Origin of the sequence: Aquibium sp. A9E412 (genome assembly GCF_030398335.1) — a bacterium.
Taxonomy (GTDB): domain Bacteria; phylum Pseudomonadota; class Alphaproteobacteria; order Rhizobiales; family Rhizobiaceae; genus A9E412.
This window is the reverse complement of record NZ_JAOAOP010000001.1, coordinates 1-23,637: the sequence shown is the minus strand read 5'-3', so window position 1 is coordinate 23,637 and position 23,637 is coordinate 1. Positions and strand designations below refer to the sequence as shown.

At 70.9% G+C, this 23,637-nt stretch carries 21 protein-coding genes and 1 pseudogene; 13 read left to right on the top strand and 9 right to left on the bottom strand.

Features of this window, described 5'->3' with window-relative positions:
* Positions 1-20: 20 nt before the first annotated feature.
* From N1F89_RS00110 to N1F89_RS00100, 3 genes are read right to left on the bottom strand one after another with little or no spacing between them, the layout of a single operon-like run.
* Positions 21-845 carry an ABC transporter permease subunit gene (locus N1F89_RS00110; protein WP_290080336.1) on the bottom strand — a complete coding sequence of 275 codons (825 nt, stop codon included), beginning with the start codon at positions 843-845 and terminating at the stop codon, positions 21-23.
* Positions 842-1,738: an ABC transporter permease subunit gene (locus tag N1F89_RS00105; protein WP_290080334.1), complete on the bottom strand. Its 897-nt coding sequence runs from the start codon at positions 1,736-1,738 to the stop codon at positions 842-844. The genes N1F89_RS00110 and N1F89_RS00105 overlap by 4 nt, the downstream gene beginning before the upstream one ends.
* Complete coding sequence (locus tag N1F89_RS00100) at positions 1,725-2,861, bottom strand: extracellular solute-binding protein (protein WP_290080331.1); 1,137 nt, start codon at positions 2,859-2,861, stop codon at positions 1,725-1,727. The genes N1F89_RS00105 and N1F89_RS00100 overlap by 14 nt, the downstream gene beginning before the upstream one ends.
* Before the next feature lie 231 nt (positions 2,862-3,092).
* Here N1F89_RS00100 and phnF point away from each other — a divergent pair, with 231 nt between their 5' ends.
* Positions 3,093-3,797, top strand: coding sequence for a phosphonate metabolism transcriptional regulator PhnF (phnF, locus tag N1F89_RS00095; RefSeq protein WP_290080329.1), 705 nt, complete (start codon positions 3,093-3,095; stop codon positions 3,795-3,797).
* Positions 3,798-3,834: 37 nt separating this feature from the next.
* Here the strand turns inward: phnF and N1F89_RS00090 are convergent, their stop codons facing one another.
* Positions 3,835-4,716 (bottom strand): LysR family transcriptional regulator, encoded by an 882-nt coding sequence (locus N1F89_RS00090; protein ID WP_290080327.1) that lies wholly within the window; start codon positions 4,714-4,716, stop codon positions 3,835-3,837.
* A 196-nt stretch (positions 4,717-4,912) separates the two neighbouring features.
* On the opposite strand from N1F89_RS00090, the gene N1F89_RS00085 reads away from it, so the two are divergent.
* The 3 genes from N1F89_RS00085 (at position 4,913) to N1F89_RS00075 (ending at position 11,480) form a co-directional block, all read left to right on the top strand.
* The gene (locus tag N1F89_RS00085; protein ID WP_290080326.1) at positions 4,913-7,357 is read left to right on the top strand and encodes an FAD-dependent oxidoreductase; all 2,445 of its coding nucleotides are present in this window, start codon (positions 4,913-4,915) and stop codon (positions 7,355-7,357) included.
* Between the two features lie 57 nt (positions 7,358-7,414).
* Positions 7,415-9,859 carry an FAD-dependent oxidoreductase gene (locus N1F89_RS00080; RefSeq protein ID WP_290080325.1) on the top strand — a complete coding sequence of 815 codons (2,445 nt, stop codon included), beginning with the start codon at positions 7,415-7,417 and terminating at the stop codon, positions 9,857-9,859.
* Positions 9,860-9,926: 67 nt separating this feature from the next.
* On the top strand, positions 9,927-11,480 hold the full coding sequence (locus N1F89_RS00075; RefSeq protein ID WP_290080323.1) for a trimethylamine methyltransferase family protein: 1,554 nt from the start codon (positions 9,927-9,929) through the stop codon (positions 11,478-11,480).
* Between the two features lie 24 nt (positions 11,481-11,504).
* Here N1F89_RS00075 and N1F89_RS00070 read toward each other — a convergent pair whose 3' ends face one another.
* Positions 11,505-12,368, bottom strand: coding sequence for an SDR family oxidoreductase (locus N1F89_RS00070; RefSeq protein ID WP_290080322.1), 864 nt, complete (start codon positions 12,366-12,368; stop codon positions 11,505-11,507).
* Between the two features lie 89 nt (positions 12,369-12,457).
* Complete coding sequence (locus N1F89_RS00065) at positions 12,458-13,402, bottom strand: LysR substrate-binding domain-containing protein (protein WP_290080321.1); 945 nt, start codon at positions 13,400-13,402, stop codon at positions 12,458-12,460.
* Here N1F89_RS00065 and N1F89_RS00060 point away from each other — a divergent pair.
* Positions 13,283-13,609 (top strand): hypothetical protein, encoded by a 327-nt coding sequence (locus tag N1F89_RS00060; protein ID WP_290080716.1) that lies wholly within the window; start codon positions 13,283-13,285, stop codon positions 13,607-13,609. The genes N1F89_RS00065 and N1F89_RS00060 overlap by 120 nt on opposite strands.
* Before the next feature lie 83 nt (positions 13,610-13,692).
* Here the strand turns inward: N1F89_RS00060 and N1F89_RS00055 are convergent, their stop codons facing one another.
* Complete coding sequence (locus tag N1F89_RS00055; RefSeq protein WP_290080320.1) at positions 13,693-14,901, bottom strand: FAD-dependent oxidoreductase; 1,209 nt, start codon at positions 14,899-14,901, stop codon at positions 13,693-13,695.
* A gap of 418 nt (positions 14,902-15,319) precedes the next feature.
* Here N1F89_RS00055 and N1F89_RS00050 point away from each other — a divergent pair, with 418 nt between their 5' ends.
* From N1F89_RS00050 to N1F89_RS00015, 8 genes are all read left to right on the top strand, one after another.
* Positions 15,320-16,120, top strand: a complete 801-nt coding sequence (locus N1F89_RS00050) for a creatininase family protein (protein WP_290080319.1) — start codon at positions 15,320-15,322, stop codon at positions 16,118-16,120.
* An 8-nt stretch (positions 16,121-16,128) separates the two neighbouring features.
* Positions 16,129-16,947 carry an ABC transporter ATP-binding protein gene (locus N1F89_RS00045; protein ID WP_290080318.1) on the top strand — a complete coding sequence of 273 codons (819 nt, stop codon included), beginning with the start codon at positions 16,129-16,131 and terminating at the stop codon, positions 16,945-16,947.
* Between the two features lie 55 nt (positions 16,948-17,002).
* Positions 17,003-17,815 (top strand): ABC transporter permease, encoded by an 813-nt coding sequence (locus N1F89_RS00040; RefSeq protein ID WP_290080693.1) that lies wholly within the window; start codon positions 17,003-17,005, stop codon positions 17,813-17,815.
* Between the two features lie 5 nt (positions 17,816-17,820).
* Entirely contained in the window at positions 17,821-19,008 is a 1,188-nt protein-coding gene (locus tag N1F89_RS00035; protein ID WP_290080317.1) for an amidohydrolase family protein, read from the top strand.
* Positions 19,005-20,387 carry an FAD-binding oxidoreductase gene (locus N1F89_RS00030; RefSeq protein WP_290080316.1) on the top strand — a complete coding sequence of 461 codons (1,383 nt, stop codon included), beginning with the start codon at positions 19,005-19,007 and terminating at the stop codon, positions 20,385-20,387. The genes N1F89_RS00035 and N1F89_RS00030 overlap by 4 nt, the downstream gene beginning before the upstream one ends.
* 29 nt (positions 20,388-20,416) lie before the next feature.
* The gene (locus N1F89_RS00025; RefSeq protein ID WP_290080315.1) at positions 20,417-21,430 is read left to right on the top strand and encodes an ABC transporter substrate-binding protein; all 1,014 of its coding nucleotides are present in this window, start codon (positions 20,417-20,419) and stop codon (positions 21,428-21,430) included.
* A 188-nt stretch (positions 21,431-21,618) separates the two neighbouring features.
* Positions 21,619-22,293 (top strand): TetR/AcrR family transcriptional regulator, encoded by a 675-nt coding sequence (locus tag N1F89_RS00020; RefSeq protein WP_290080314.1) that lies wholly within the window; start codon positions 21,619-21,621, stop codon positions 22,291-22,293.
* The gene (locus N1F89_RS00015; protein ID WP_290080313.1) at positions 22,290-22,676 is read left to right on the top strand and encodes a RidA family protein; all 387 of its coding nucleotides are present in this window, start codon (positions 22,290-22,292) and stop codon (positions 22,674-22,676) included. The genes N1F89_RS00020 and N1F89_RS00015 overlap by 4 nt, the downstream gene beginning before the upstream one ends.
* An 18-nt stretch (positions 22,677-22,694) precedes the next feature.
* On the opposite strand, the gene N1F89_RS00010 is transcribed toward N1F89_RS00015, so the two are convergent.
* The gene (locus N1F89_RS00010; RefSeq protein WP_290080312.1) at positions 22,695-22,889 is read right to left on the bottom strand and encodes a hypothetical protein; all 195 of its coding nucleotides are present in this window, start codon (positions 22,887-22,889) and stop codon (positions 22,695-22,697) included.
* An 81-nt stretch (positions 22,890-22,970) separates the two neighbouring features.
* A pseudogene (locus N1F89_RS00005) lies at positions 22,971-23,637 on the bottom strand (MFS transporter); the annotation flags it as partial.

Here is a 23,637-nt window from a genome sequence, read left to right as displayed (position 1 = left end):
CGTTTTTCGACTCCGGTCTGTCAGGCGCCCAGCGCCCGGCCCAGCGCCTGGGCGCCGAGGAAGCGGCGGGCGGCGATGAGCAGCAGGAACGAGGGAACCCACATGGCGAGGGAGAGGATCGCGCCGTACTGGACGACGAGCTCGGAATTGATGAAGCGGATCATCAGCAGCGGCACCGTGCGCACCTCCGGCGCGCCGATCAGCCAGGCGACCTCGGTCTCGTAGAAGGTGTTGACGAAGGTCAGGAGCACCGCCGCCGAGATCGCCGGCAGCGCCTGCGGCAGCGTCACCGACCAGAACACGCGCACCGGCGAGGCGCCGAGGTCGCGCGCCGCCTCCTCCTGGCGCCGGTCGACGTTCTGGAACGCCGTCACCGGGATCCACACCATGAACATCAGCGTCGAGACGAGCTGGATGAGCACCACGCCCCAGAAGTTGCCGATCAGGCCGAGGCCGATGAAGATCGCGGCGATCGTGATGTAGAGGCCGAACTTGGGGAACGCATAGACGGTCAGGAACGACATGAAGAACAGGTTGCGCCCCGGAAAGCTCATCCGCGCGAAGGCGTAGGACGCCGGCAGGCAGATCACCACCGACAGCGCCGTGACGATGGCGGCCAGCGACAGCGACGTCGACATCGCCTCGCGCACGTCGCCGCGCGCCAGCATGTCGCCCCAGAAACGCAGGCCGAACCTCTGCGGGATGACGGCGGGATAGCGCCACACCTCGGTGAACGCCCAGACCGCCACATTGACGAGCGGCAGCAGGATCGCCACCGACAGCACCGCCGCGATCAGCGGCCCTTTCCAGTCCGGCCGGCGGGGGAGGCCCAGACGCGCGATCATGACGCCTGCTCGCGCCGGGTGCGCGCCACCGAGCGCACGTAGAACAGGGCGAACACGGCGCACAGCGCGAAGGTCACCACCGCCTGGGTGCGCGCCTGCACGGGATCGTCGACCTCGATGATCGTGCGCCGCATGAACGGGCCCATCATCTCCGGCGCCGCCGGGCCGAGCAGGTAGGGCAGCGTGAAGGCGGAGAACAGGCCGAGAATGACGAAGGAGGCGGCGATCAGCAGCGTGCCGCGGATGCGCGGCAGGATGATGTGCCACAGGATGGTCAGCGGCCCGGCGCCGACATCGCGCGCCGCCTCGATCGAGGCCCGCGAGACGTTGGCCAGCCCCGCCAGCACGATCAGCAGCGTCAGCGGCAGGTTGTCCCACACCAGGCCGATGATCGGTCCCCACGGCGTCAGATAGGGGGTCGGAATCTTCGGCAGGCCGACGGCGACCAGAAGCGTGTCGACCGTGCCGTTGGGGCCGAGCGTGCGGATCAGCGCATAGGCCAGCAGGATGGACGGCACGAACAGCGGAAACAGCGCCAGCGCCTGGATGTAGCCGGCCAGCCGCGTCTCCGCGAAGCGCAGATAGAGCGCGATCGGCAGGCTGATGACGAGCAGCAGCACCGTGCAGATCGCGGCGACCCGGATCGTCAGCCACAGATTGCGCAGGCTGAAATCGTCGGTGAAGAAGAAGCGGTAGGCCTCCAGGCTGCACTGCAGCCCCTGCGGCCCGCGCACGGTCAGCGTATCGAAGACGGACAGCGCCACCGGCCAGATGATGAGCCCCAGCACCAGCGCCACGGGCGCGGCGACGAGGAGGAGGCCGACCGGCCTCCTCCCGCCGGCGCCGCGCGATGCCGCGTCGGCGCCGATCGGTGTCGCGTCAACGCGCGACATGCGGCGCCACGCTGCGGAACCAGCCGTCGCTGATGGCCGAGACCCAAGGGCCGCCCGGGAAGGTCGGGATGGAGGCGGGCTGCAGCGCGGCGTATTTCTCGGCCAGCTCGGCCGGCAGATGCTCCCAGGCGACCGCCGGGAAGGCGCCGATCTCGGTGACCACCTTCTCCTGGATCGGCGCCGACAGCACGATGTCGGCCAGCTTCAGCGTCGCCTCGAGATTGCCGGCGTTGGTCGGCACCGTCATGTCGGCGAAACCGCCGGCGAAGGCGAGGTCCTGGAGCTGCGCGAAGGCGATCGTCTCGGGCAGCACGCCCTTGTTGACGGCGTCGAGCGCCATGTCCGACCACACCGGCGCCATCGTCACCACGCCCTGCGCCAGCATCTGGATCGACTGCATGTTGTCGGCCGTGTAGGAGCCCGGGCCGTAGGTGTAGGGCGCGATCTCCTTGAGCAGCTCGAAGCCCTTGGCCAGCATCGCGTCGCTCTCGCCCTCGACATAGTTGTCGATCCGGAACAGCGACGGGTCGCGGCCGTTGGCCTCGTGGATGGCGCGGCGCACGAAGTTGCCGCCCGAGCCGCCCGTGTCGGGCCGGTTGTAGACGAACTCGCCGGGATTGGCCTTCATCCAGGCGACCAGCTCGTCCCAGGTGGTCGGCACGTCGGCCGGGTCGAGCTTGCCGGTGTCGTAGGCCAGCACCACCTGGGTGCCGCGATAGGGCAGACCGTAGTCGGTCTCCAGCGTCACCGGGTTGAGCTTGTCGTAATTGGCCAGCCCCGCCGCGGTGAAGTCGACCCAAAGGCCCTTCTCGATCGCGCCGGCCGGCAGGTTGGGGTCGTTCTCGTCGAAGATGTCGACCTGCGGGTCGGTGTCGGTGCCCAGCGCGGCCATCGTGCGCTCGACGATCGGCGCGATGTTGTTGCGCGCGCTGACGACGTTCAGCGTGTATTCGGGATGTGCGGCCTCGTAGACCGGCTTGATGACGTTGTTCCAGAAGTTGATGATGTTGGAATCGCCGGTGATGTAGACGTCGATGCGGTCGGCATCGGCAAGCGCGGCACCCGGCGCGGCCATCAGCGCGGCGGCCGCGAAGGTGCAACTCAGAAGCTGTCTGCGGTTCATTTCACTCTCCGGTTTTCGCACAGCGAAAGCCGTCCTCCGGCGCACCGCGCCGGATGCCGCTCGCTGTGGCGATGTCTCACTTGCTTCGCAGCCATTCGGCGATGGCAGGGGATCGACGTCCCGGGCGTTTGGGTAGCGGCGTATTGTGTAACGTGAATGACAGCTGTAGGTACAGATCGAGGGGCATTCGACAGGCCGGCACCGCCGGTCGGCGGGAGGACGACAGGGCCGATGGCGTCGCAGTGGCAAGCGCTCTACCGCAGCCTGAGATCGGACATCGACGCCGGCCGGCTCGCCGCTGGCGCGCGGCTGCCGTCGGAAAACGAGCTCTCGCAGCGCCACGGCGTCAGCCGCAACACGGTGCGGCGCGCCTTCCTCGCCCTGTCGCAGGACGGCTCGATCCGCAGCGTCAACGGCAGCGGCAGCTTCGTCATGCCGACCGGCGTGACCTACGAGATCGATGCCCTGTCGCGGCTGAGAACGGCGCTCGCCGAGCACGGCGTCGAAAGCGCCTCGCGCTTCGTCGACAGCGCGGTGGCGCCGGCCGACGCCGCGCTGGCGGCGCGCCTCGGCGTCGAGCCGGGCCATGCGGTGTTGTCGCACACCGCCGTCATCCTCGGCGACGGCGTGCCGTTCCTGTTGACGACGCGCCACTTCCCCGCCGACCTGATGGCGGATTTCCACGCCCGGCTCCTGCGCACCGGCTCCTTCACCGCGCTGCTCGCCGAGGCCGGGCTCGGCGCCTTGCACCGCACCGCGACGACGGTCGGCGCGCGCCTGCCGGACGCGCGCGAGGCGGCGCTGCTGGAATGCCCGCGCAACGCGCCGCTGCTCGACGTCACCGCGACCGGCGCGCTGGCCGGCGGCCGCGTGGTGGAGTGGCAGCACGCGGTGATGAACAGCCGGCTCATCAAGCTGTCCTTCGCCAACCGCTGAGGCGCGCCGCGCGGGAAGACGTCGGGCCGGCGCGGCCTCAGCGCAGCCGCCGCTGCGCCGTCTGCCGCTCGCCGGCGCGAAAGCGCGCCCGCAGGATCTGCAGCAGCCGGCGATGCAGCGGCCGCTGGCGGTTGCGGATGTGCACCCCGGCATAGACCGGCAGCGCGATCGGCGGCGCGTCGGCGACCAGCCGGCAGGTTCCCGCGCGCTGCAGCGCCAGCGCCGAATCGCTCATCACGTAGGACGTGCCGCCCATCGTCTCCAGCAGCGACACCATCGCCGCGTTCTGGCCGATGGACAGGCTCCCCCTGGCCAGCCGCGGCAGCAGCTTGGCGTGGATCTGCGGCAGCGCGTCGGAGAAATGCGGCGTGATGTAGGTGTCCGCCCGCACCGCCTCCAGGCGGTCGGTCTCCGTCGAGACCATCAGATAGGCGACCTCGCCCAGCGTCTCGAAATAAAGGTCGGGGTGGAACCGCGGCGTGAACAGGATCGCGATGTCCTCGTTGCCGGTCGCCAGGTCGGCCGACATCTGCGCCGAATAGTCGGCCTCGAACAGGAACGACGCCTCCGGCAGGACGGCGCGGAAATCGTTGATCAGGTCGCTGAAGTGGATGCCCACCAGATCGGCCTGGATGCCGACCCGCACGGTCACCGCGCCGCTCGCCAGGTCGCGGATCGCATGGCGCGCCTCGGTCCAGTTGTGGCGCAGCGTGCGGGCGTGCGGCACGAAGCGCAGCCCCTCCGTGGTCAGCTCCGTGCCGGCCCGCGAGCGCACGAACAGCCGCTGGCCGAGCGCCTTCTCCAGCGCCTTCATCCGCCCCGACACGGTCGACTGGGTGACGCCCAGCCGGTCCGCCGTGCGGTTGAAGCTGCGCGTCTCGCACAGGTCGAGAAAGGTCTCGATCAGCGCGATCTGCATCGCGATACCGGCGCGGCGGCCCCTGCCCGCCCGCATGCGGATCCGGCCTCGGCGCAGCGCGGCGCATCGTCGAGGAGCAAGCCGGGCATGCGTCCCCTCCCTAATCGGATATGCCGATCAATAAAGCATGAGCCGGCGAATGGAAAGCGGCCCGCAAGCGCGGCAATACTGGTCGCGCGGGATGCGGGAGAGCGACATGGCCGGGTTTCCTTCGACAGCGCGCGTGGTCATCGTCGGCGGCGGCGTCGCCGGCGTCTCCGCGCTCTATCACCTGGCCAAGGCCGGCTGGCGCGACTGCGTGCTCGTCGAGCGCAACGAGCTGACGGCCGGCTCGACCTGGCATGCCGCCGGCAACGTGCCGACCTTCTCGACCTCGTGGTCGATCATGAACATGCAGCGCTACTCCACCGAGCTCTACGCCCGGCTCGGCACGGAGGTCGACTATCCGATGAACTACCATGTCACCGGCTCGCTTCGGCTCGCCCACTCGCGCGAGCGCATGCAGGAGTTCGAGCGTGCCCGCGGCATGGGCCTGCATCAGGGCATGGCGCTCGAGCTGCTCGAGCCCGAGGCGATCCGCGACCGGTATCCCTTCATCGAGACGCACAACCTCGCCGGCGCGCTCTACGACCCGGCCGACGGCGACATCGACCCCGCTCAGCTCACCCAGGCGCTGGCCAAGGGCGCCCGCGACATGGGCGCGACGGTGCTGCGCTTCACCCCGGCGACCGGCGTCAGCCGCAAGAACGGCGAGTGGATCGTCCACACCGAAAAGGGCGACATCCGCTGCGAGTATGTCGTCAACGCCGCCGGCTACTACGCCCAGCGCGTCGGCGAGTGGTTCCGCCCCTTTGGCGGACGCACGGTGCCGATGGCGGCGATGAGCCACCAGTATCTGCTGTTCGAGGCGGTCGAGGCGGTGCGTGCCTGGTCGGCCGAGCACGGCCGCAAGCTGCCGCTGCTGCGCGACGTCGACACCTCCTACTATCTGCGCCAGGAGAAGCACGGCTTCAATCTCGGCCCCTACGAGCGCGACTGCCGCGCCCACTGGGTCACGCCGGACGACCCGCTGCCGGAGGATTTCAGCTTCCAGCTCTATCCCGACGATCTCGACCGGCTGGCGCCCTACATCGAGGACGCGCTCACCCGCGTGCCGGTGCTCGGCGAGGCCGGCGTCAGCAAGGTCATCAACGGCCCGATCCCCTACGCCCCCGACGGCAACCCGCTGATCGGCCCGATGCCCGGCGTGCCGAACGCCTTCGAGGCCTGCGTCTTCACCTTCGGCATCGCCCAGGGCGGCGGCGCCGGCAAGGTGCTCGCCGAATGGGTCACCGAGGGCTGCACCGAGTGGGACATGTGGTCGTGCGACCCGCGCCGCTACACCGACTACACCGACCACGACTACTGCGTGGAGAAGGCGCGCGAGGTCTACGGCCACGAATACGCCATGCATTTCCCCCGGCACCGCTGGCCGGCCGCGCCCGACCGCAAGCTGTCGCCGGTGCACGAGCGGGTGCGCGCGGCCGGCGGCGTGATGGGCGCTTACAACGGCTGGGAGCGCGCCGACTGGTTCGCCGAACCGGGCGACGACACGACGCCCGAAAGCACCATGACCTGGGGCCGCGCCGGCCCCTGGGAGCCGCGCATCCGCGCCGAATGCGAGGCCGTGCGCGACGGCGTCGGCGTGCTCGACCTGCCCGGCTTCTCGCGTTTCGAGCTGTCCGGCGGCGGCGCCGCGGCCTGGCTCAGCGGCCGGATCGCCGGCGCGCTGCCGAGAATCGGCCGCATGACGCTCGGCTACTTCCCCGATGCGCGCGGCCGCATCCTCACCGAGATGTCGATCCTGCGCCACGCCGAGGACAGCTTCACGCTGATCACCGCGGCCGCCGCCCAGTGGCACGACCGCGAGCTGCTGCAGGCAGGCCTCGCCGACGGCCTCGCGCTCGAGGACCGCACGCGCGAGCGCGACGCGCTCGTCGTCACCGGCCCGCGGTCGCGCGCGCTGCTGGCCGGCATCGCCGAGGCGGACCTCGCCCTGCCCTGGCTGTCGATCCAGGAGGCGACCGTCGCCGGCTGCCCGGCGCTGCTCGCCCGCGTCAGCTTCGCCGGCGAGCTCGGCTGGGAGATCCACGCCGACAACGCGCATGTCCCCGCGATCTACGAGGCGGTGCTCGCCGGCGGCGCCCGGCCCTTCGGCATGTGGGCGCTGAACGCGCTCAGGCTGGAAAAGGGCTACCGCACCTGGAAGGGCGACCTCTCGAGCGACTATTCGCTGCTCGAAGCCGGGCTCGGGCGCTTCGTGCGCCTCGACAAGCCGGAGGATTTTCCCGGCAAGGCCGCGCTCGCCGCGGAGAAGCGGCGCGGCGTCACCAAGCGCTTCGTGACGCTGGTCGTCGACGCCGGCGAGGCCGACGCGCCCTACATGTCGACGCTGTGGAACGACGGCCGCGTGGTCGGCGAGACCACCTCCGGCGGCTGGGGCTACCGCGTCGGCCGCTCCATCGCGCTCGGCATGCTGCGCAGCGATCTCGCCGAGCCGGGCCGCGCCGTCGAGGTCGAGATCTACGGCGAACGCCGGCCCGCCGTCGTGCAGCCGGACCGGCCGCTCTGGGACCCCGGCAACGAAAGGCTGCGGGCATGACCGCCGACGCGCCGGCCGCGGCGCCCGCAGCGGCATCTGCGCAGCGGAGGTGCCGGCATGGCTGACATCCCCGCCAGGGCCCGCGTCGTCATCATCGGCGGCGGCATCGCCGGCTGCTCGGTGGCCTATCATCTGGCCAGGCTCGGCTGGCGCGACATCGTGCTTCTGGAGCGCAAGCAGCTCACCTGCGGCACCACCTGGCACGCCGCCGGCCTGATCGGCCAGCTCCGCGCCTCGGCCAACATGACCCGGCTGGCGAAATACTCCGCCGACCTCTATCGCGGGCTCGAGGCGGAGACCGGGCTGGCGACGGGAGTGAAGACCGTCGGCTCGATCTCGCTCGCGCTGACGGCGGCGCGCCGCGAGGAGCTGTTCCGCAACGCCTCCATGGCGCGTGCCTTCGGCGTGCCGGTCGAAGAGTTGTCGCCGGCCGAGGTGGCGCAGCGCTACCCGCATGTCAGCATCGACGGCGTGACCGCCGGCGTGTGGCTGCCGACCGACGGCCAGGGCGACCCCGCCAACATCGCCCTGGCGCTCGCCAGGGGCGCCCGCCGACAGGGCGCACGCATCCTCGAGGGCGTCAAGGTCACGGCAATCCGCGTCGCCGGGCGCCGTGCCACCGCGGTCGCCTGGGCCACCGACGGCGCGCGCGGCGAGATCGAGGCCGAGCACGTCGTCAACTGCGCCGGCATGTGGGGCCACGCGGTCGGCCGCATGGCCGGCGTCACCGTGCCGCTGCACGCCTGCGAGCACTTCTACATCGTCACCGAGCCGGTCCCCGGCCTCGCCGAGATGCCGGTGCTGCGCGTTCCCGACGAATGCGCCTACTACAAGGAGGACGCCGGCAAATACCTGCTCGGCGCCTTCGAGCCGAACGCCAAGCCCTGGGGCATGGACGGCATCCCCGAGGAGTTCTGCTTCGACCAGCTGCCCGAGGATTTCGGCCATTTCGAGCCGATCCTGGAACGCGCGGTAAACCGCCTGCCGCTTCTCGCCGAGGCCGGCATCCACACCTTCTTCAACGGGCCGGAAAGCTTTACGCCCGACGACGCCTACAATCTCGGCCTGTCGCCCGAGCTCGACAACTACTGGGTCGCCGCCGGCTTCAACTCGATCGGCATCCAGTCGGCCGGCGGCGCCGGCATGGCGCTGGCCGCGTGGATGGACACCGGCGACAAGCCGTTCGACCTCGGCGATGTCGACATCGCCCGCAACCACCCCTTCCAGGGCAACCGGCACTACCTGTTCGAGCGCGCCAAGGAGACGCTCGGCCTGCTCTACGCCGACCATTTCCCGTTCCGCCAGAAGGCCACGGCACGCGGCGTGCGGCGCTCGCCCTTCCACGCCCATCTCGCTGCCGAGGGCGCGGTGTTCGGCGAGGTCGCCGGCTGGGAGCGCGCCAACTGGTTCGCCGAGGCGGGCCAGGAGCGCGCCTACCGCTACGCCTGGGGACCGCAGAACTGGTTCGCCAACCAGGCGGCCGAGCACGCGGCGGTGCGCACCAATGTCGGCATGTACGACATGTCGTCCTTCGGCAAGATCCGCGTCGAGGGCGGCGACGCCGAGAGCTTCCTCAACCATGTCTGTGGCGCCGACCTGTCGGTGCCGGTCGGCCGCATCGTCTACACCCAGTTCCTCAATGCCGGCGGCGGCATCGAGGCCGACGTGACGGTGACGCGGCTGTCGGAGACGGCCTATCTGGTGGTCACCCCGGCCGCCACCCGGCCGAAGGACCAGGCCTGGCTGCGCCGCCACCTCGGCGAGCGCGCCGTCGTGCTGACCGACGTGACGGCGGCCGAGGGCGTGCTGGCCGTGATGGGCCCCAACGCGCGCAAACTGTTGCAGGCGGTCAGCCCGAACGACTTCTCGAACGCCGCCAACCCGTTCGGCACCGCCCGCGAGATCGAGATCGGCATGGGCCTCGCCCGCGCCCACCGCATCTCCTATGTCGGCGAGCTGGGCTGGGAGCTCTATGTCTCGGCCGACATGGCCGCGCATGTCTTCGAGACGCTCTGGCAGGCCGGTGCGGCGTTCGGGCTGAAGCTGTGCGGCATGCACATGATGGACGGCTGCCGCATCGAGAAGGCGTTCCGCCATTTCGGCCACGACATCACCAGCGAGGACCACGTTCTGGAAGCCGGGCTCGGCTTCGCGGTCGCCACCGGCAAGCCCGGCTTCGTCGGCCGCGACGCGGTGCTCAGGAAGAAGGAGGCCGGCCTCGAGCGCTGCCTGCTGCAGTTCCGGCTGCGCGACCCGGACGTGATGCTCTACCACAACGAGCCAGTGATCCGCGACGGCACCATCGTCGGCCATCTCACCTCGGGCGCCTACGGCCATCATCTCGGCGCCGCCATCGGCATGGGCTACGTGCCGTGCGCCGGCGAGGACCCGGCCGCCCTCGTCGACGCGCACTACGCCATCGAGGTGGCCGGCCGCCGGGTCGAGGCGGACGCCGCGCGCCGGCCGCTCTACGACCCGAAGTCCGAACGCATGCGCATATGAGCGCGTCGCGGCCAGCCGCGCGCCCGCCCGAACGTGTTGGAAGCGACAGGCTTTCAGGGAGGCTGTGATGTCGGAAGAGGCAATGGAATGCCCGCCGCGGCGGGCAGCACGCGCCGGTGGTCGCGAGGCGCGGCGGGCGCAGCGCGCGGCGCCGCTGGCCGAGCATCTGCGGCCGGTCCGGCCCGGGCTGCCGGGCGGCCGCTACCGGCCGCTCGCCGACGCCGACATGGCGCGCATCCACGCCGCTGCGCTCGACGCGCTCGAGGTGATCGGCCTGGCCAACGCGCCGCAGTCGGGCGTCGCGGTGCTGACCGGCGCCGGCGCCCGGCTCGGCGACGACGGCCGCATCCGCTTTCCGCGCGCGCTGGTGGAGGACATGCTCGCCGTGGCCGCGCGCGACATCACCCTTTGCGCGCGCGATCCGCGCCACGACCTGCACCTGACCGGCAGCAACGTGCATTTCGGCACGGCCGGCGCCGCGGTCCACGTCGTCGACGCCCACACCGGCGCCTACCGCGATTCCACCGCGCAGGACCTCTACGACGCGGCGCGCCTCGTCCACCATCTCGACAATGTCCACTTCTTCCAGCGCGCGCTGGTCTGCCGCGACGTGCTCGACAATTTCGAGATGGACATCAACACGCTCTATGCCTGCTGCGCCGGCACCACCAAGCACATCGGCACCTCGTTCAGCGAGCCCGACCACGTCGACGGCTGCATGGCGCTGCTGCACCGCATCGCCGGCGGCGAAAAGGCTTGGCGCGACCGTCCGTTCGTGTCCAACTCGAACTGCTTCGTCGTGCCGCCGATGAAGTTCGCCGAGGAAAGCTGCGTGACGATGGAGAAGCTGATCCGCGCCGGCATGCCGGTGCTGCTTCTGTCGGCCGGCCAGGCCGGCGCAACCGCGCCCGCGCCGATCGCCGCCGCCATCGTGCAGACGATGGCCGAATGCCTCGCCGGCGTCGTCTACGTCAACGCGATCCGGCCCGGCCATCCGGCGATCTTCGGCACCTGGCCCTTCGTCAGCGACCTGCGCACCGGCGCCATGTCGGGCGGCTCGGCCGAGCAGGCGCTGCTGACGGCCGGTTGCGCCCAGATGCACCGCTTCTACGGCCTGCCCGGCGGCGCGGCCGCCGGCATCTCCGATTCCAAGCTGCCCGACATGCAGGCCGGCTGGGAGCAGGCGATCACCAACACGCTGGCCGGCCTGTCGGGCCTCAACATGGTCTATGAATCGGTCGGCATGCACGCCTCGCTGCTGGGCTTCTGCATGGAGAGCCTGGTGCTCGGCGACGACATCGTCGGCCAGGTGCTGCGCTGCGTGCGCGGCATCGAGGTGACCGAGGAGACGACCTCCATCGAGGCGATGAAGGCCGTCTGCCTCGACGGGCCGGGCCATTATCTCGGCTCCGAGCAGACGCTGCGGCTGATGCAGACGGAGTATGTCTACCCCGCGCTCGGCAACCGCATGAGCCCGAAGGAATGGGTCGAGGCCGACCGCCCGCGGCTCCTCGACCGGGCGACCGCGCGCAAGAACGCGATCCTCGCCGCGGCGGGCCCGCAGATCGATCCGCAGCTCGACGCCGCGATCCGCCGCGACCACAGCATCTACTTCCGGTGAACGCCGGCGGACGCGGCGATGTCATCACTCCGCCTGCGGCGCGTCGCCCGCGATGGCATCCCACGCGGCGGCCACGGCCTCGGGGCTCTCCGCCGTCACCGCACCGAGGTCGCGCGGATAGTCGACCCCCGACGCTTCGCATGGCTTGAAGGCACGGAACTGGCCGTTGCTCGCGCGCAGCATCCAGGCGCTCGCCCGGCACGCCTGCGACACCAGGAACGCCGCGCCCGGCGCCACGGCGTCCGGCCGCAGCTCGTCGACGTCGCCTTGCACGCCCCACATCCGCGTCTTGGCGACCGGCGAGATGGCGTTGACGCGGATGCCGTGCGGCGCGCCCTCGTGCGCCAGTACGTTCATGATGCCGAGGGTGGCCGACTTCGCCGCCGCATAGGCGGCGAGCCCGGCCTGTGCATGCTCTGGAAAAAGCGCCCGGTCCGACGTCGTCAGCAGAATGCGGCCGTAGCCCTGCCCCTTCATCACCGGCCAGCCCGCCTGGGCCAGCCACAGCGGCGTCTCCACGCCGAGCCGCGTCATGCGGGCGAGGAAGTCCGGCGCGAGCTCCTCGATCCTCTGGTAGCCGACCCAGCCGGCGTTGTGGATCACGATGTCGAGGCCGCCGAACGCCGAGACGGTCTCCTCGACCAGCGCGCGGCAGCCGGCGCGGCTGTCGATCGGTCCGCTCGCCGCGCGGACCGCGTGGCCCCGCGCGCGCAGCCGCCGGGCGGCGGCCGCGGCGACCGAGGCGTCCCGGGAGGTGCCGTCCGGCCCGGCGCCGATGTCGTGGACGACCACGCGCGCCCCGCGCGCGGCGAGTATCTCGGCATAGGCATAGCCGATGCCGCGTCCGGCACCGGTCACGATCGCGGTGCGGTCATCGAAACGGATCATGCGCATCTCCCCGACAGGTGTGGGGAAGGCTAGGAAACCGCCATGCGATCCGTCCAATACCGTCTTGAGGCACCCACGATAGTCATAACCTATCGCAACGCCAGATCGAGAAAGTTCTGCGCCGGGGCGCCAAGCGGCCCGTCGCTTCGGCACAGAGACAGGGTGAAGGCCGCTCCCGCGACCTCCAGCGGCCGGTAGACGATCTCGTCGGCGCGGAAGCCCGCCATGCTGGCGGGCACCACCGAGACGCCGACCTCGACGGCGACCAGGGCGAGAACGCCGTGCATCTGGTGTGCCTCCTGCGCCACGCGCGGCACGAAGCCCGCCGAGGCGCACAGCCGGACCACCTGGTGGTGGAAGCCGCGGCCTTCCGCCGCCGGCCACAACACGAAGGGCTCGTCGGCGAGGTCGGCGAGCGCAAGCCCGGCGCTGGCCGCCAGGCGATGGCCCGCCGGCAGCGCGATGGCGAAACGGTCCCGGTCGAACGCGCTGACGGACAGCCCGGTGTCGTCCGGCAGCGGAGCGAGGAGCACGGCGAGATCGCTCGTGCCGTCACGCAGCGCCGCCACCTGCGCGGCGGTCGTCGCCTCCCTGAGTTCCAGCCGCACGGCGGGAAAGCTGCGGCGGAAGGCGCGCACCGTCCCGGCCAGCCGGCCGTACATCGCGCTGCCGACATAGGTCAGCCGAAGCGTGCCGGTGTGCCCGGCCGCGGCGTCGCGCGCCGCGGCGACCGCAAGCTCGGCCTGTTCGACGGTCAGCCGCGCATGCGCGAGCAGCGCCGCGCCGGCCGGCGTCAGCCGCACGACGCGGTTGCCGCGCTCCAGCAGCGCGGCGCCGATCTCCGCCTCCAGGCGCCGCACCGTCGCCGTCAGCGGCGGCTGAGACATGTTCAGCCGCGCCGCCGCACGGTGAAAATGCAGCTCCTCCGCAACCGCGATGAACTGCCGGAGTTGCCGGAGGTCGATCACCCGTCCCGTCCCTGCCTTTCCGAAAGCCGTGCCGCATCGGCGACGGCGGCGGTCTCGTCCGCGCATGGCCGGTCGGCCGGCCTCGGACGGCCCCATGCGGCATCATCGATTATAGCGCCCGCGATGGCGCCCGAAAGCCGCAGCCCGCGCCGTGCCGTCGCGGTCGGACGGCCGACCGCGCGCAAGAACGCGATCCTCGCCGCGGCGGGCCCGCAGATCGATCCGCAGCTCGACGCCGCGATCCGCCGCGATCACAGCATCTACTTCCGGTGAACGCCGGCGGAGCCGTGTGCCGTGCGGGCCGTCAACACAACAAGTGAGCGCCGATCTGCGAGTCCGTGAAAAGTAGGTCGGCTTTAGCCGAGATAGGCCTTGAGGTCCGCATCCGGCGCGGCGACGGACCCGCGCGGCGGCGAGATGCCGCGCTCGATCAGCCGCTTGCCGAGCATGTAGCTGCGCGCGTCGTTCATCGCGTCGACGGCGAGAAGCTGCTCGCCCCTGTAGTACCAGTGCGAGCGCGCGTTCGCTCTTTCGCCGTGGCGCACCGCGACGCTGTCGTAGCCCGCGTTCAGCCCGGCGATCTGAAGCTTGACGTCGAACTGGTCGGACCAGAACCACGGTTTCGGGTCGTAGGGCACGTCCGCGCCCATGATGTTGGCGGCCACGGCTTCGGCCTGGTCGACGGCGTTCTGCACGCTTTCCAGCCGGATCATCGCGCCGCGAAACGGCAGGCAGGCGCAGTCGCCGGCCGCCCAGATCGCCGGATCGGACGTCCGGCCCATCGCGTCGACCCGGATGCCGCCGCCGGTCTCGAGGCCGGCCGCCACGGCCAGCGCGTCGTTCGCCGCCACGCCGATGCCGATAATGGCGAAATCCGCCTCGATCACCCGCCGGTCCGACAGCCGGGCCGTAAGGCCCGGATGCGCGGGCTCCAGCCGCTCGAGACCCGTGTGCTCGAGAATGGCGATGCCGTTGTCGCGGTGCAGCGCGCGGAAGAAGTCTGAGGTCTCCGGCGCGGCGACCCGCTGCAGGATGCGCGGCGCCGCTTCCAGGAGGCTGACGGTGAGGCCGAGCCCGGCGGCGACCGCCGCGGCTTCGAGGCCGATATAGCCGCCGCCGACGACGAGAAGCCGGCGTCCGGGCCGGAAGGCGGGTGCCATGCGGTCGATATCGGCCAGGTTCCGCACGGTGTGGACCTCCGGCAGGTCGCCGCCGATCGCCGCGGGCAGCCGCCGCGGCGACGCTCCGGTGGCCAGAACCAGGTGATCGTAGGCGACGACCTCGTCGCCCGCGCGCACCGTCTTCGCGTCGCGGTCGATCGCGGTGACGGGCCGGCCGAGCGCCAGTTCGATCCGGTTTTCGCTGTAGAAGCGTTCGGGCCGCAGGAGCAGCCGGTCGACCCCCATTTCGCCCATCAGATACTTCTTCGACAGCGGCGGACGCTGGTAGGGGGCGACCGGCTCGGCGCCGAACAGGCGGATGCGTCCGTCGAAGCCGAGGCCGCGCAGCTTTGCCGCAAGGGCGGCTCCGGCCTGGCCGGCACCGGCGATCGCGATGGTCGTCATCGGCCTGTCCTTTCCTGTCGGTCTGCGGGGGGCGCCGCTCGCCTTGCGCGCCGGCGGCGCTGCTTCCGCGCCCGGCGCGCAAGGCCGGCCATCCCGTCCGGCAGACCACCGGCGGGCCCTCCCCGTCTCTGAAACCTTGCCTCAACCGCTCGAAAAAACAGATGGAAATTCAAGGTGTTGCAAAAACCTACCAAAAAGTTTGACCGATTGCTATGGTTTTGTTTCTATTCCCCGACCGAGGGAGGCGGTGAGCGATGAACGAGGATCCCCCGGCGGCGTCGAAGGCGCCCGCCCGAAAGCCGCTCCGGCGCCGCGTCGACTATCCGCCGCGCCCGTCGCTTCGGCCCCGCGGCCGGCCGGCCGAGCGTCGGCGGGCGACGCCCGCCCCCGTCGGCTGCGGCGCAGACGGGGTGGGACGATGAAGCGGTACTGGTCCGACTACACCAGCGCCGAGTTCGCCCGGCTCGACCATGAGAGGCTGATCGCCGTGCTCCCCGTCGGGGCGACCGAGCAGCACGGGCCGCATCTGCCGATGAAGGTCGACGCCTGCGTGGCCGACGGCATCGTCGCGCGCCTGGCCGACGCGCTTCCGGCCGAAAGCCCGGTGCTTTTCCTGCCCACCCAGGCGATCGGCAAGAGCAACGAGCACCTGCGCTATCCCGGAACGCTGACCCATTCCGCCGAGACGCTGATCGCCATGTGGTGCGAGATCGGCGCCTGCGTGGCGCGCTCGGGCGTGCGCAAGCTGGTGCTTCTGAACGCGCATGGCGGCAACATCAGCACGATGGACATCGTCGCCCGCGAGCTGCGCGTGCGCCACGCCATGCTGGCCTTCTGCGTGAACTGGTTCGGCCAGGGCATGCCGCCGGGAACCTACGACGAGGCGGAGATGACGCACGGCATCCACGCCGGCGACATGGAGACCTCGGTCATGCTCGCGCTCGACCCCGGCAACGTCGCCATGGCCGAGGCGCGCGACTTCCGCCCGCTCAGCCACGAGTGGAGCCGGCACTACCGCCACATCGCCCTGGCCGGCGGCGCCAAGCCGGCCTGGCAGGCGCAGGACATGCATCCGCAGGGCGCCTGCGGCAATGCCGCCGCGGCGACCGCGGAGAAGGGCGAGGCCACCCTCGCCTTCGCCACCGCGCGGCTCGTCGAGCTGTTCTCCGAGATCGACCGCGCCCCGGTGTCGTGGCTCGACAACACCCCGGCCTGGTGAGGAGCCCCATGACCGCTGAAGCCGCCGTCTCGGCCGACCGCGTGCGCGGTCCCGAAATGATCCGCATGGCCGGCGTCCACAAGCAGTTCGCCAACGGCACCGTCGCCGTGCGCGACATGAACCTGACGATCCGGCAGGGCGAGTTCATCAGCTTCCTCGGCCCGTCCGGCTGCGGCAAGAGCACGGCGCTCAAGATGATCGCCGGGCTGCTCTCGGTCTCGGCCGGCGAGATCACCGTGAACGGACACCGGCCCGGCGAGCAGACCGGCGGACAGGACACCGGTTTCGTCTTCCAGGAGGCGACGCTGATGCCCTGGGCGACGGTGTTCGACAACGTCTTCCTGCCGCTGCGGCTCGGCGGCATGCGGCGCCGGGAGGCGCGCGACCGCGTCGAGGAGGCCCTCGCCTCGGTCGGCCTGACGCGCTTCGCGCGCGCCTATCCGCGCGAGCTGTCGGGCGGCATGAAGATGCGCGTGTCGATCGCCCGGGCGCTCGTCACCCGGCCGCGCCTCCTGCTGATGGACGAGCCGTTCGCCGCGCTCGACGAGATGACGCGCTTCAAGCTCAACAACGACGTCCTCAAGCTCTGGGAGAGGCATGGCCTGACGGTGATCTTCGTCACCCACTCGGTCTTCGAGTCGGTCTACCTGTCGAGCCGCGTGGTCATCATGGCCGCGCGGCCCGGCCGGGTGGTGAGCGAGATCGACCTGGCCGGCGACCACCCGCGCACCGACCGCTATCGCAACAGCCCCGCCTATGCCGAGAACTGCCGCGTGGTCAGCGCCGCGCTCGAGGAGACCCTGGACCATGTCGACATCGACCACTGAGCTCACGGCTGCCGCCGCCGGCATCGCCGCTTCCGGCTCCGCGGCCGAGCCGGACATGCGCCGGCGCATCGCGCGCGGCGCGGCGCGCGAGCGGCGGCTGCGGGTGCTGATGCCGCTCGGCGCGCTGGCCATCGCGCTGGCGATCTGGGAAGGCCTGGTGTGGTACCACGAGGTGCCGCACTATCTGATCCCGGCGCCGAGCCGCATCGCCGCCACCCTGGCCAGCGATTTCGGCAGCCTGCTGCCGTCGATGTGGTTCACCGTGAAGCTGACCCTCCTGTCGCTGCTGCTGGCGATCGTCGGCGGCGTCGCGCTGGGCATGGTCTTCGCGCTGTCGCGCCTCGTCGAGATCAGCCTGTTTCCCTTCGCGGTGATCCTTCAGGTGACGCCGGTCATCGCGATTGCGCCGCTCATCCTGATCTATGTGCACGACACCTTCGTGGCGCTTCTGATCTGCGCCTGGATCGTCGCCTTCTTTCCCATCCTGTCGAACACGGCGATCGGCCTGCGCAGCGCCGACCACAACCTGCGCGACCTCTTCACGCTCTACCAGGCGAGCCCGTGGCAGCGGCTGCGGCTGCTGCTCGTGCCGTCCGCCCTGCCCTACTTCATGGCGGCGCTGAAGATCGCCGGCGGCCTCGCCCTGATCGGCGCCGTGGTGGCCGAGTTCGTGGCCGGCACGGCCGGGCAGAACACCGGGCTGGCCTCGCGCATCCTGGAATCCAGTTTCCGCAACGAGATCCCGCGCATGTTCGCCGCCCTCTTCCTGGTGTCGCTGCTCGGCGTCGTGATCTTCCTGCTGACCAGCTTCCTGTCGAAGGCCGTTCTCGGGCATTGGCACGAAAGCGAGATCAAGCGCGAGAACTGAACGCCGTGCTCAACCAACCCGACGCCGTGCTGGACGGGCTGCGGATTGCCGGCCGCGACGGCTTCTGGCGCCTTGCCGTCGCCGACGGCCGCATCGCCGCCCTCGCCCCGTCCGCGGCCACCGGCGGCGGGCTGCTGCTGCCGCTCTTGGCGGATGCCCACGTCCATCTGGACAAGACCTTCACCCGCGACCGGCTGTCGGCGCGGCCGTCCACGCTCTTCGAGGCCATCGACCTGATGGCGGCGGACCGCGCCGGCTGGAGCGAACGGGACCTGCGCGCGCGCGCCGGCCGGGCGCTGCAGTCGGCCTGGGCCAACGGCGTCGGCGTGATGCGCAGCCATGTCGACTGGAACGAGCCGGCCGCGCCGCTCGCCTGGTCGGTCCTCAACGAGCTGAAGCAGGAGTGGCGCGGCTCGGTCGAGCTGCAGCTCGCCTCGCTGACGCCGCTCGACCTGCTCGCCGAAGCCGGACCGGCCATCGCCCGGCGCGTCGCCGCCGACGGCGGCGTGCTCGGCGCCTTCGTCTACCGCAATGCCGACGCCGACCGGAAGATCGCCCGCGTCTTCGACCTGGCGGAGACCGCCGGTCTCCATCTCGATTTCCACGTCGACGAGGGGCTCGAGCCCGAGGCGCGCGGCTTCGATGCCATCGTGGCCGAAACGGCCGGCAGAGGGTTTGCCGGCCGGGTGCTCTGCGGCCACGGCTGCGCGCTCTCGGTGCGGCCGGCCGACGAGGTGCACGCGGTTCTGGCGCGCGGCGGCGAGGCCGGCCTCGGCCTGACGGTGCTGCCGACCACCAATGCCTGGCTGCAGGACGCCGCGCCGGGCCGCACGCCGCGCTTGCGCGGCCTCGCGCCGCTGCACGAGGCGCGCGCGGCGGGCGTCGACATTCTGATCGCCTCCGACAACGTGCAGGACGGCTTCTACCCCTACGGCAGCTACGACCCGCTCGAGGCCTACCGCGCCGTCGTCCTGTCGGGCCACCTCGACCCGACGCGGTGGCTCGCCGGCATCACCGGCGCCGCCGCCGCATGGTGCGGCGTCTCCCTCGCCGTGGCCGCCGGCCGAAGCGCCGATTTCATCTGGTTCGACGCGACCGACATGGACGACCTGATCAGCCACCCGCGCGCTGCGCGCCGGGTCTGGCGCCGGGGACGTCCGCTGACAGACACCGCACAGAAAGGCCCGACATGACCAAGTGGGAAAGACCGCGACGCGCCGTCGACTGGGACGCCTTCAAGGCGGAGATGGAGGGCATCCGCTGGCACGACGACCCCAAATATCTCGACGCGAGGTCGCGCGACTATTTCTGGTACTCGCCGATCCTCAACGAGCAGCTCGACGGGCGGATCGGCGAGCTGATCATCCTGCCGCAGACGCAGGACGAGGTCGAGCGGATCGCCGGCGCGGTGGCCCGGCACCGCGTGCCGCTGACGCTGCGCGGCGGCGGCACCGGAAACTACGGCCAGTGCGTGCCGCTCGACGGCGGCGTGGTGATGGACCTGACGCGGCTCGATCGCGTGATCGCGATCCGCGACGGCGCCGTGCGGGTCGAGGCGGGGGCGCGCATCTCGCGGCTCGACGACGCGGTGCGCGAGACGGGTCAGGAGCTGCTGATGTATCCCTCCACCCGGCAGCTTGCCACGATCGGCGGCTTTCTCGCCGGCGGCTCCGGCGGCATCGGCTCGCTGCGCCACGGCATGCTGCGCGACCCCGGAAACATCACCTACGCCAAGGTCGTCACGGTGGAGCCGGAGCCGCGCGTCATCGAGCTGTTCGACGCCGACATCCAGAAGGTCCAGCACGCCTATGGCACCAATGGCATCGTGGTCGAGCTCGAGCTGGCGCTCACCCGGGCGACCGAGTGGGTGCACTGCGCCGCCCTGTTCGACGGCTACGGCACGGCGCTGCGCTTCGCCCAGGGCGCCCAGGAGGAGGGTCTCGACTGCTATCTGCTGACGGCCGTCGAGCGCCGCTTCGCCGCCTATTACCGCAAGTTCGGCGCGCTGTTCCCCGACGACCGCGACGCCGTCTTCGCGATGGTCGCGCCCGACGAGATGGCGCGCTTCACCGCGAGGGCCGAGGCGGCGGGCGGCCGCATCTCGTTCGCCATGACCAAGCCCGAGATCAGGGCGGCGGGGCTGCAGCCGGCCTATGAGTGCGGCTGGAACCACACCACGCTTCAGGCGCTCAAGGCGGACCGCAGCTGGACCTATCTGCAGGTCGCATATCCGCGCCCCTTCGATCCCGATCTGGTGATGCGCCAGATGCACCGGTACGGCGACAGCATCTACTGGCACCACGAGATGGCGCGGATGGGCGGCGACATCCAGATCTTCGCGCTGCCGCTGGTGCGCTGGCAGGGCCGCGAGGCGATGTATGCGCTGATTGCCGAGCTGGAAGAGACGGACGGCTGCACGATCTTCGACCCGCACGTCGTCACCATCGAGGACGGCGGCATGAAGGAGATCGATGCCGCGCAGATCGAGTTCAAGAAACAGGCCGACCCTTACGGCCTGATGAACCCCGGCAAGACCCGGGGCTGGACCGCCGACATGGCGAGAGCAGAGTGAGAAACTCCGGCAGGGGAGAGGTAAGGATCATGAGACATGCAATCACGGCGGCGCTCGCCGCCTTCGCGGCCGCCGCAAGCGCCGGCTTCGCCTTCGCCGCCGACAAGGTGGTGATGGGCACCAACTGGCTCGCGCAGGGCGGCCATGGCGGTTTCTACCAGGCGCAGGTGGACGGCACCTACGAGAAGTACGGGCTGGACGTCGAGATCATGATGGGCGGCCCGCAGATGAACAACCGGCCGATGCTGGCCGCCGGCCGGCTCGACTTCCTGATGACGGGCAATCTGCTCCTGTCCTTCGACAACGTGCGCAACGGCATTCCCACCACGGTGGTGGCGGCGTTCTTCCAGCGCGACCCGCAGGCGCTGATGACCCATGCCGGACGCTACGACGGCTTCGCGGACCTTTCGTCCGCGCCCACCGTCCTGATGTCGAAGGACGCGCAGTTCAGCTTCTGGAAGTGGCTGGTCGACGTGCACGGCTTCCGCAACGAGCAGCTCCGCCCCTACGGCTACAACCTCGCCCAGTTCCTGAGCGACGAGGACGTCGTGCAGCAGGCCTACGGCACCGCCGAGCCGATCTATGCCAGGGCGCAGGGTGCCGAGGTGGACACCTATCTGCTGGCCGACCAGGGCTGGAGCACCTACGGCAGCACGATCGAGACGCGCCAGCAGTTGATCGACGAGAACCCGGATCTGGTTCAGCGCTTCGTCAACGCCTCCATCGAGGGCTGGTACAACTACCTCTACGGCGACCGCACCGCCGCCTACGAGGCGATCATCGCCGCCAACCCGGAGATGACCGTCGAGAAGCTGGACAAGGAGATGGCCCAGTTCGAAGCGCTCGGCAACATCGATGTCGGCGAGGCGCTGGAAAAGGGCATCGGCGCCATGTCGCAGTCGCGGATCGCGGCGTTCCACCAGCTCGCCGTGGATTCGGGCATCATCGAGCCCGGCGCCGTCGACGTCTCCAAGGTCGCCACGACCGAGTTCGTCAATGCCGGGCACGGCATCGACATCAAGCAGCGCCTCACGGCCGAGTGACGGCCGGCAGCGGGCGGCCGGCTTCGGCGGGCCGCCCGGGCCGGGGCGCGATGCTTGCGCGCGGCTGCCGGATGCTGTTCCATCGCCGCTGCCGCTTCGCGCGGCCGCAGCGCCACGACAAGACCCCGCGACACGGCCCGCACGGCGACGCCCCTGCCCTGTGTCGAGAGCGAAACGACGCGGTTCGCATGACCCAGCTCTCCACCGTTCCCGAAGGCGCGACGATGTCGGCAACCCGCAGGCGCCGCCTGGAGATCCGCCGCGCCATCCTCGATGCGGCGATCGGCGAGTTCGCCCGCAACGGCCTGGCCGGCACGTCGACCCAGGCGATCGCGGCGGCCGCCGGGCTGACCAAGGCGCAGCTCCACTACTACATCACCTCCAAGGAGGAGCTCTACGAAGAGGCGCTGCAGTTCATCGTCGGCGAGTGGAAGGACATCTTCTTCTTCTCGACCAGCTCCTCCGATCCGGCCGAGGTGATCTGCTCCTACATCGACCGCAAGATGCGCCACGCCCTGGAGCACCCCGAGGTCTCCCGCCTGTTCGCCAGCGAGGTGGCGCGCGGCGCCTCGGTCCTGTCGCAGCACTGGGGCGAGCTGAAGGCGGCCGTCGACGAGGCCTCGGCGGTCATCCGCTCCTGGATCGACGCCGGCCTGATCCGCCCCGTGGACCCGGTCCTGTTCCAGATGAACATGTGGGCGGTCACCCAGCACTACGCCGAATACGAGGCGCAGGTGCGCACCCTGCTCGAGACGCCGGAGGGCGAGGCGCTCGACGCCGACCGGATCATCCGCGAGGCGACCGAGCTCGTGCTGGCGCGCTGCGGCCTCGCCCGGCCGCAAGCCGACCGGGGCACGGCATGAACACGCCGCTGGCCCCGTCGACCATCCACCCGCCCTTCGGGCGCTATTCGCACGGCATCGCGCGGCCGGCCGGCACGCTCATCGTGACCTCCGGCCAGCTCGGCGTGCGCCAGGACGGCACCGTGCCCGACACGGTCGCCGGCCAGGCCGGACTGTGCCTCGACGCCATCGCGGCGATCCTCGCCGAGGCCGGAGCGGGCAAGGCCGACATCGTGCGCTTGAACGCCTATGTCACCGAGCGCGCGCACATGCAGGACTACATGGCCGTGCGCGACGCGTTCTTGCGCGACCTCGCGGTCAAGCCGGCGTCGACGCTGATGATCGTCGGCGGCTTCACACGGCCGGAGTTCCTGGTCGAGGTCGAGGCCACCGCCATCCTGTGAGCGGCCTGGCGGACGGCCTCACTCGGCGCGCGCCAGCAGGTCCCTGAGGTCGGTCGCCGGATCGGCGGAGAACGTCAAGGTCTGCATCAGCCGGCACACCTCGTCGTCCTCGCCGTTGAGCGCCGTGTCGTCGCGCGCCCGCGCGTCGAGGATCGGCTCGTACTGGGGATCGGCCTCGCCGGCCACGTAGATGTGCAGCGGCTCGTTCGCCAACGTCTCGGCGTCGTAGCCGTGGCGGCAGTAGATGAGGTTGCACCTTCTCGCACGTCTCGTGCCGCCGGGAGTTCCTTATTGTCAATTATTGGTGTGCGCGCCCGCCCCCGGCCAAGCGCCGGCCGGCCGCTCCTGCACGTGCCGCGGCCGCACCGCGATGGCGGTCGCCGCCGAGATCGCCGCCGCGCCGAAGAACATCGTGCCGGACCCGACCGCGTCGGAAATAAGTCCCGCGGCCACCGGCCCCGCGACGTTGCCGACGCCGACCGCCAGCAGCGCGGCCGTGAAGCTGAACGAGGGCAGCGTCGGAAACAGGCGCTCCGACCAGAAGGCGAGGACCGCGCTCGTCATCATCACGTAGACGCCCTGAAGCCCGGCCGACAGAACCACACCGGGCCACGACGCCGGCACCGCCGCGACCAGCGCGAGCGAGAGCGCCGAGGCAGCGAGCAGCCCACGCAGCAGGCCCGGCAGGCCGGCCACCGCCTTGGCGCGCCCGGTGGCGAGGCCGAGCAGGCCGAACGTCCCGTAGCCGACGAACACGATCGCCGACGACGCCTCTGCCGGAAGCCCGGCCAGGCCGCTGGCCTGCGCGACGCGGTCGGCGGCAAACGAGATATAGATCGCCGAGGTGGCGCCGAACGACAGGGCGATGGCGTGCAGCGCCACAGCGGGCCCCCGAAACAGCGCCCGCCAGCGCGGCGCGGCGGGCGGCTCGCGCGCGCCGGCCGCGGCGCCGAGCGCCGCC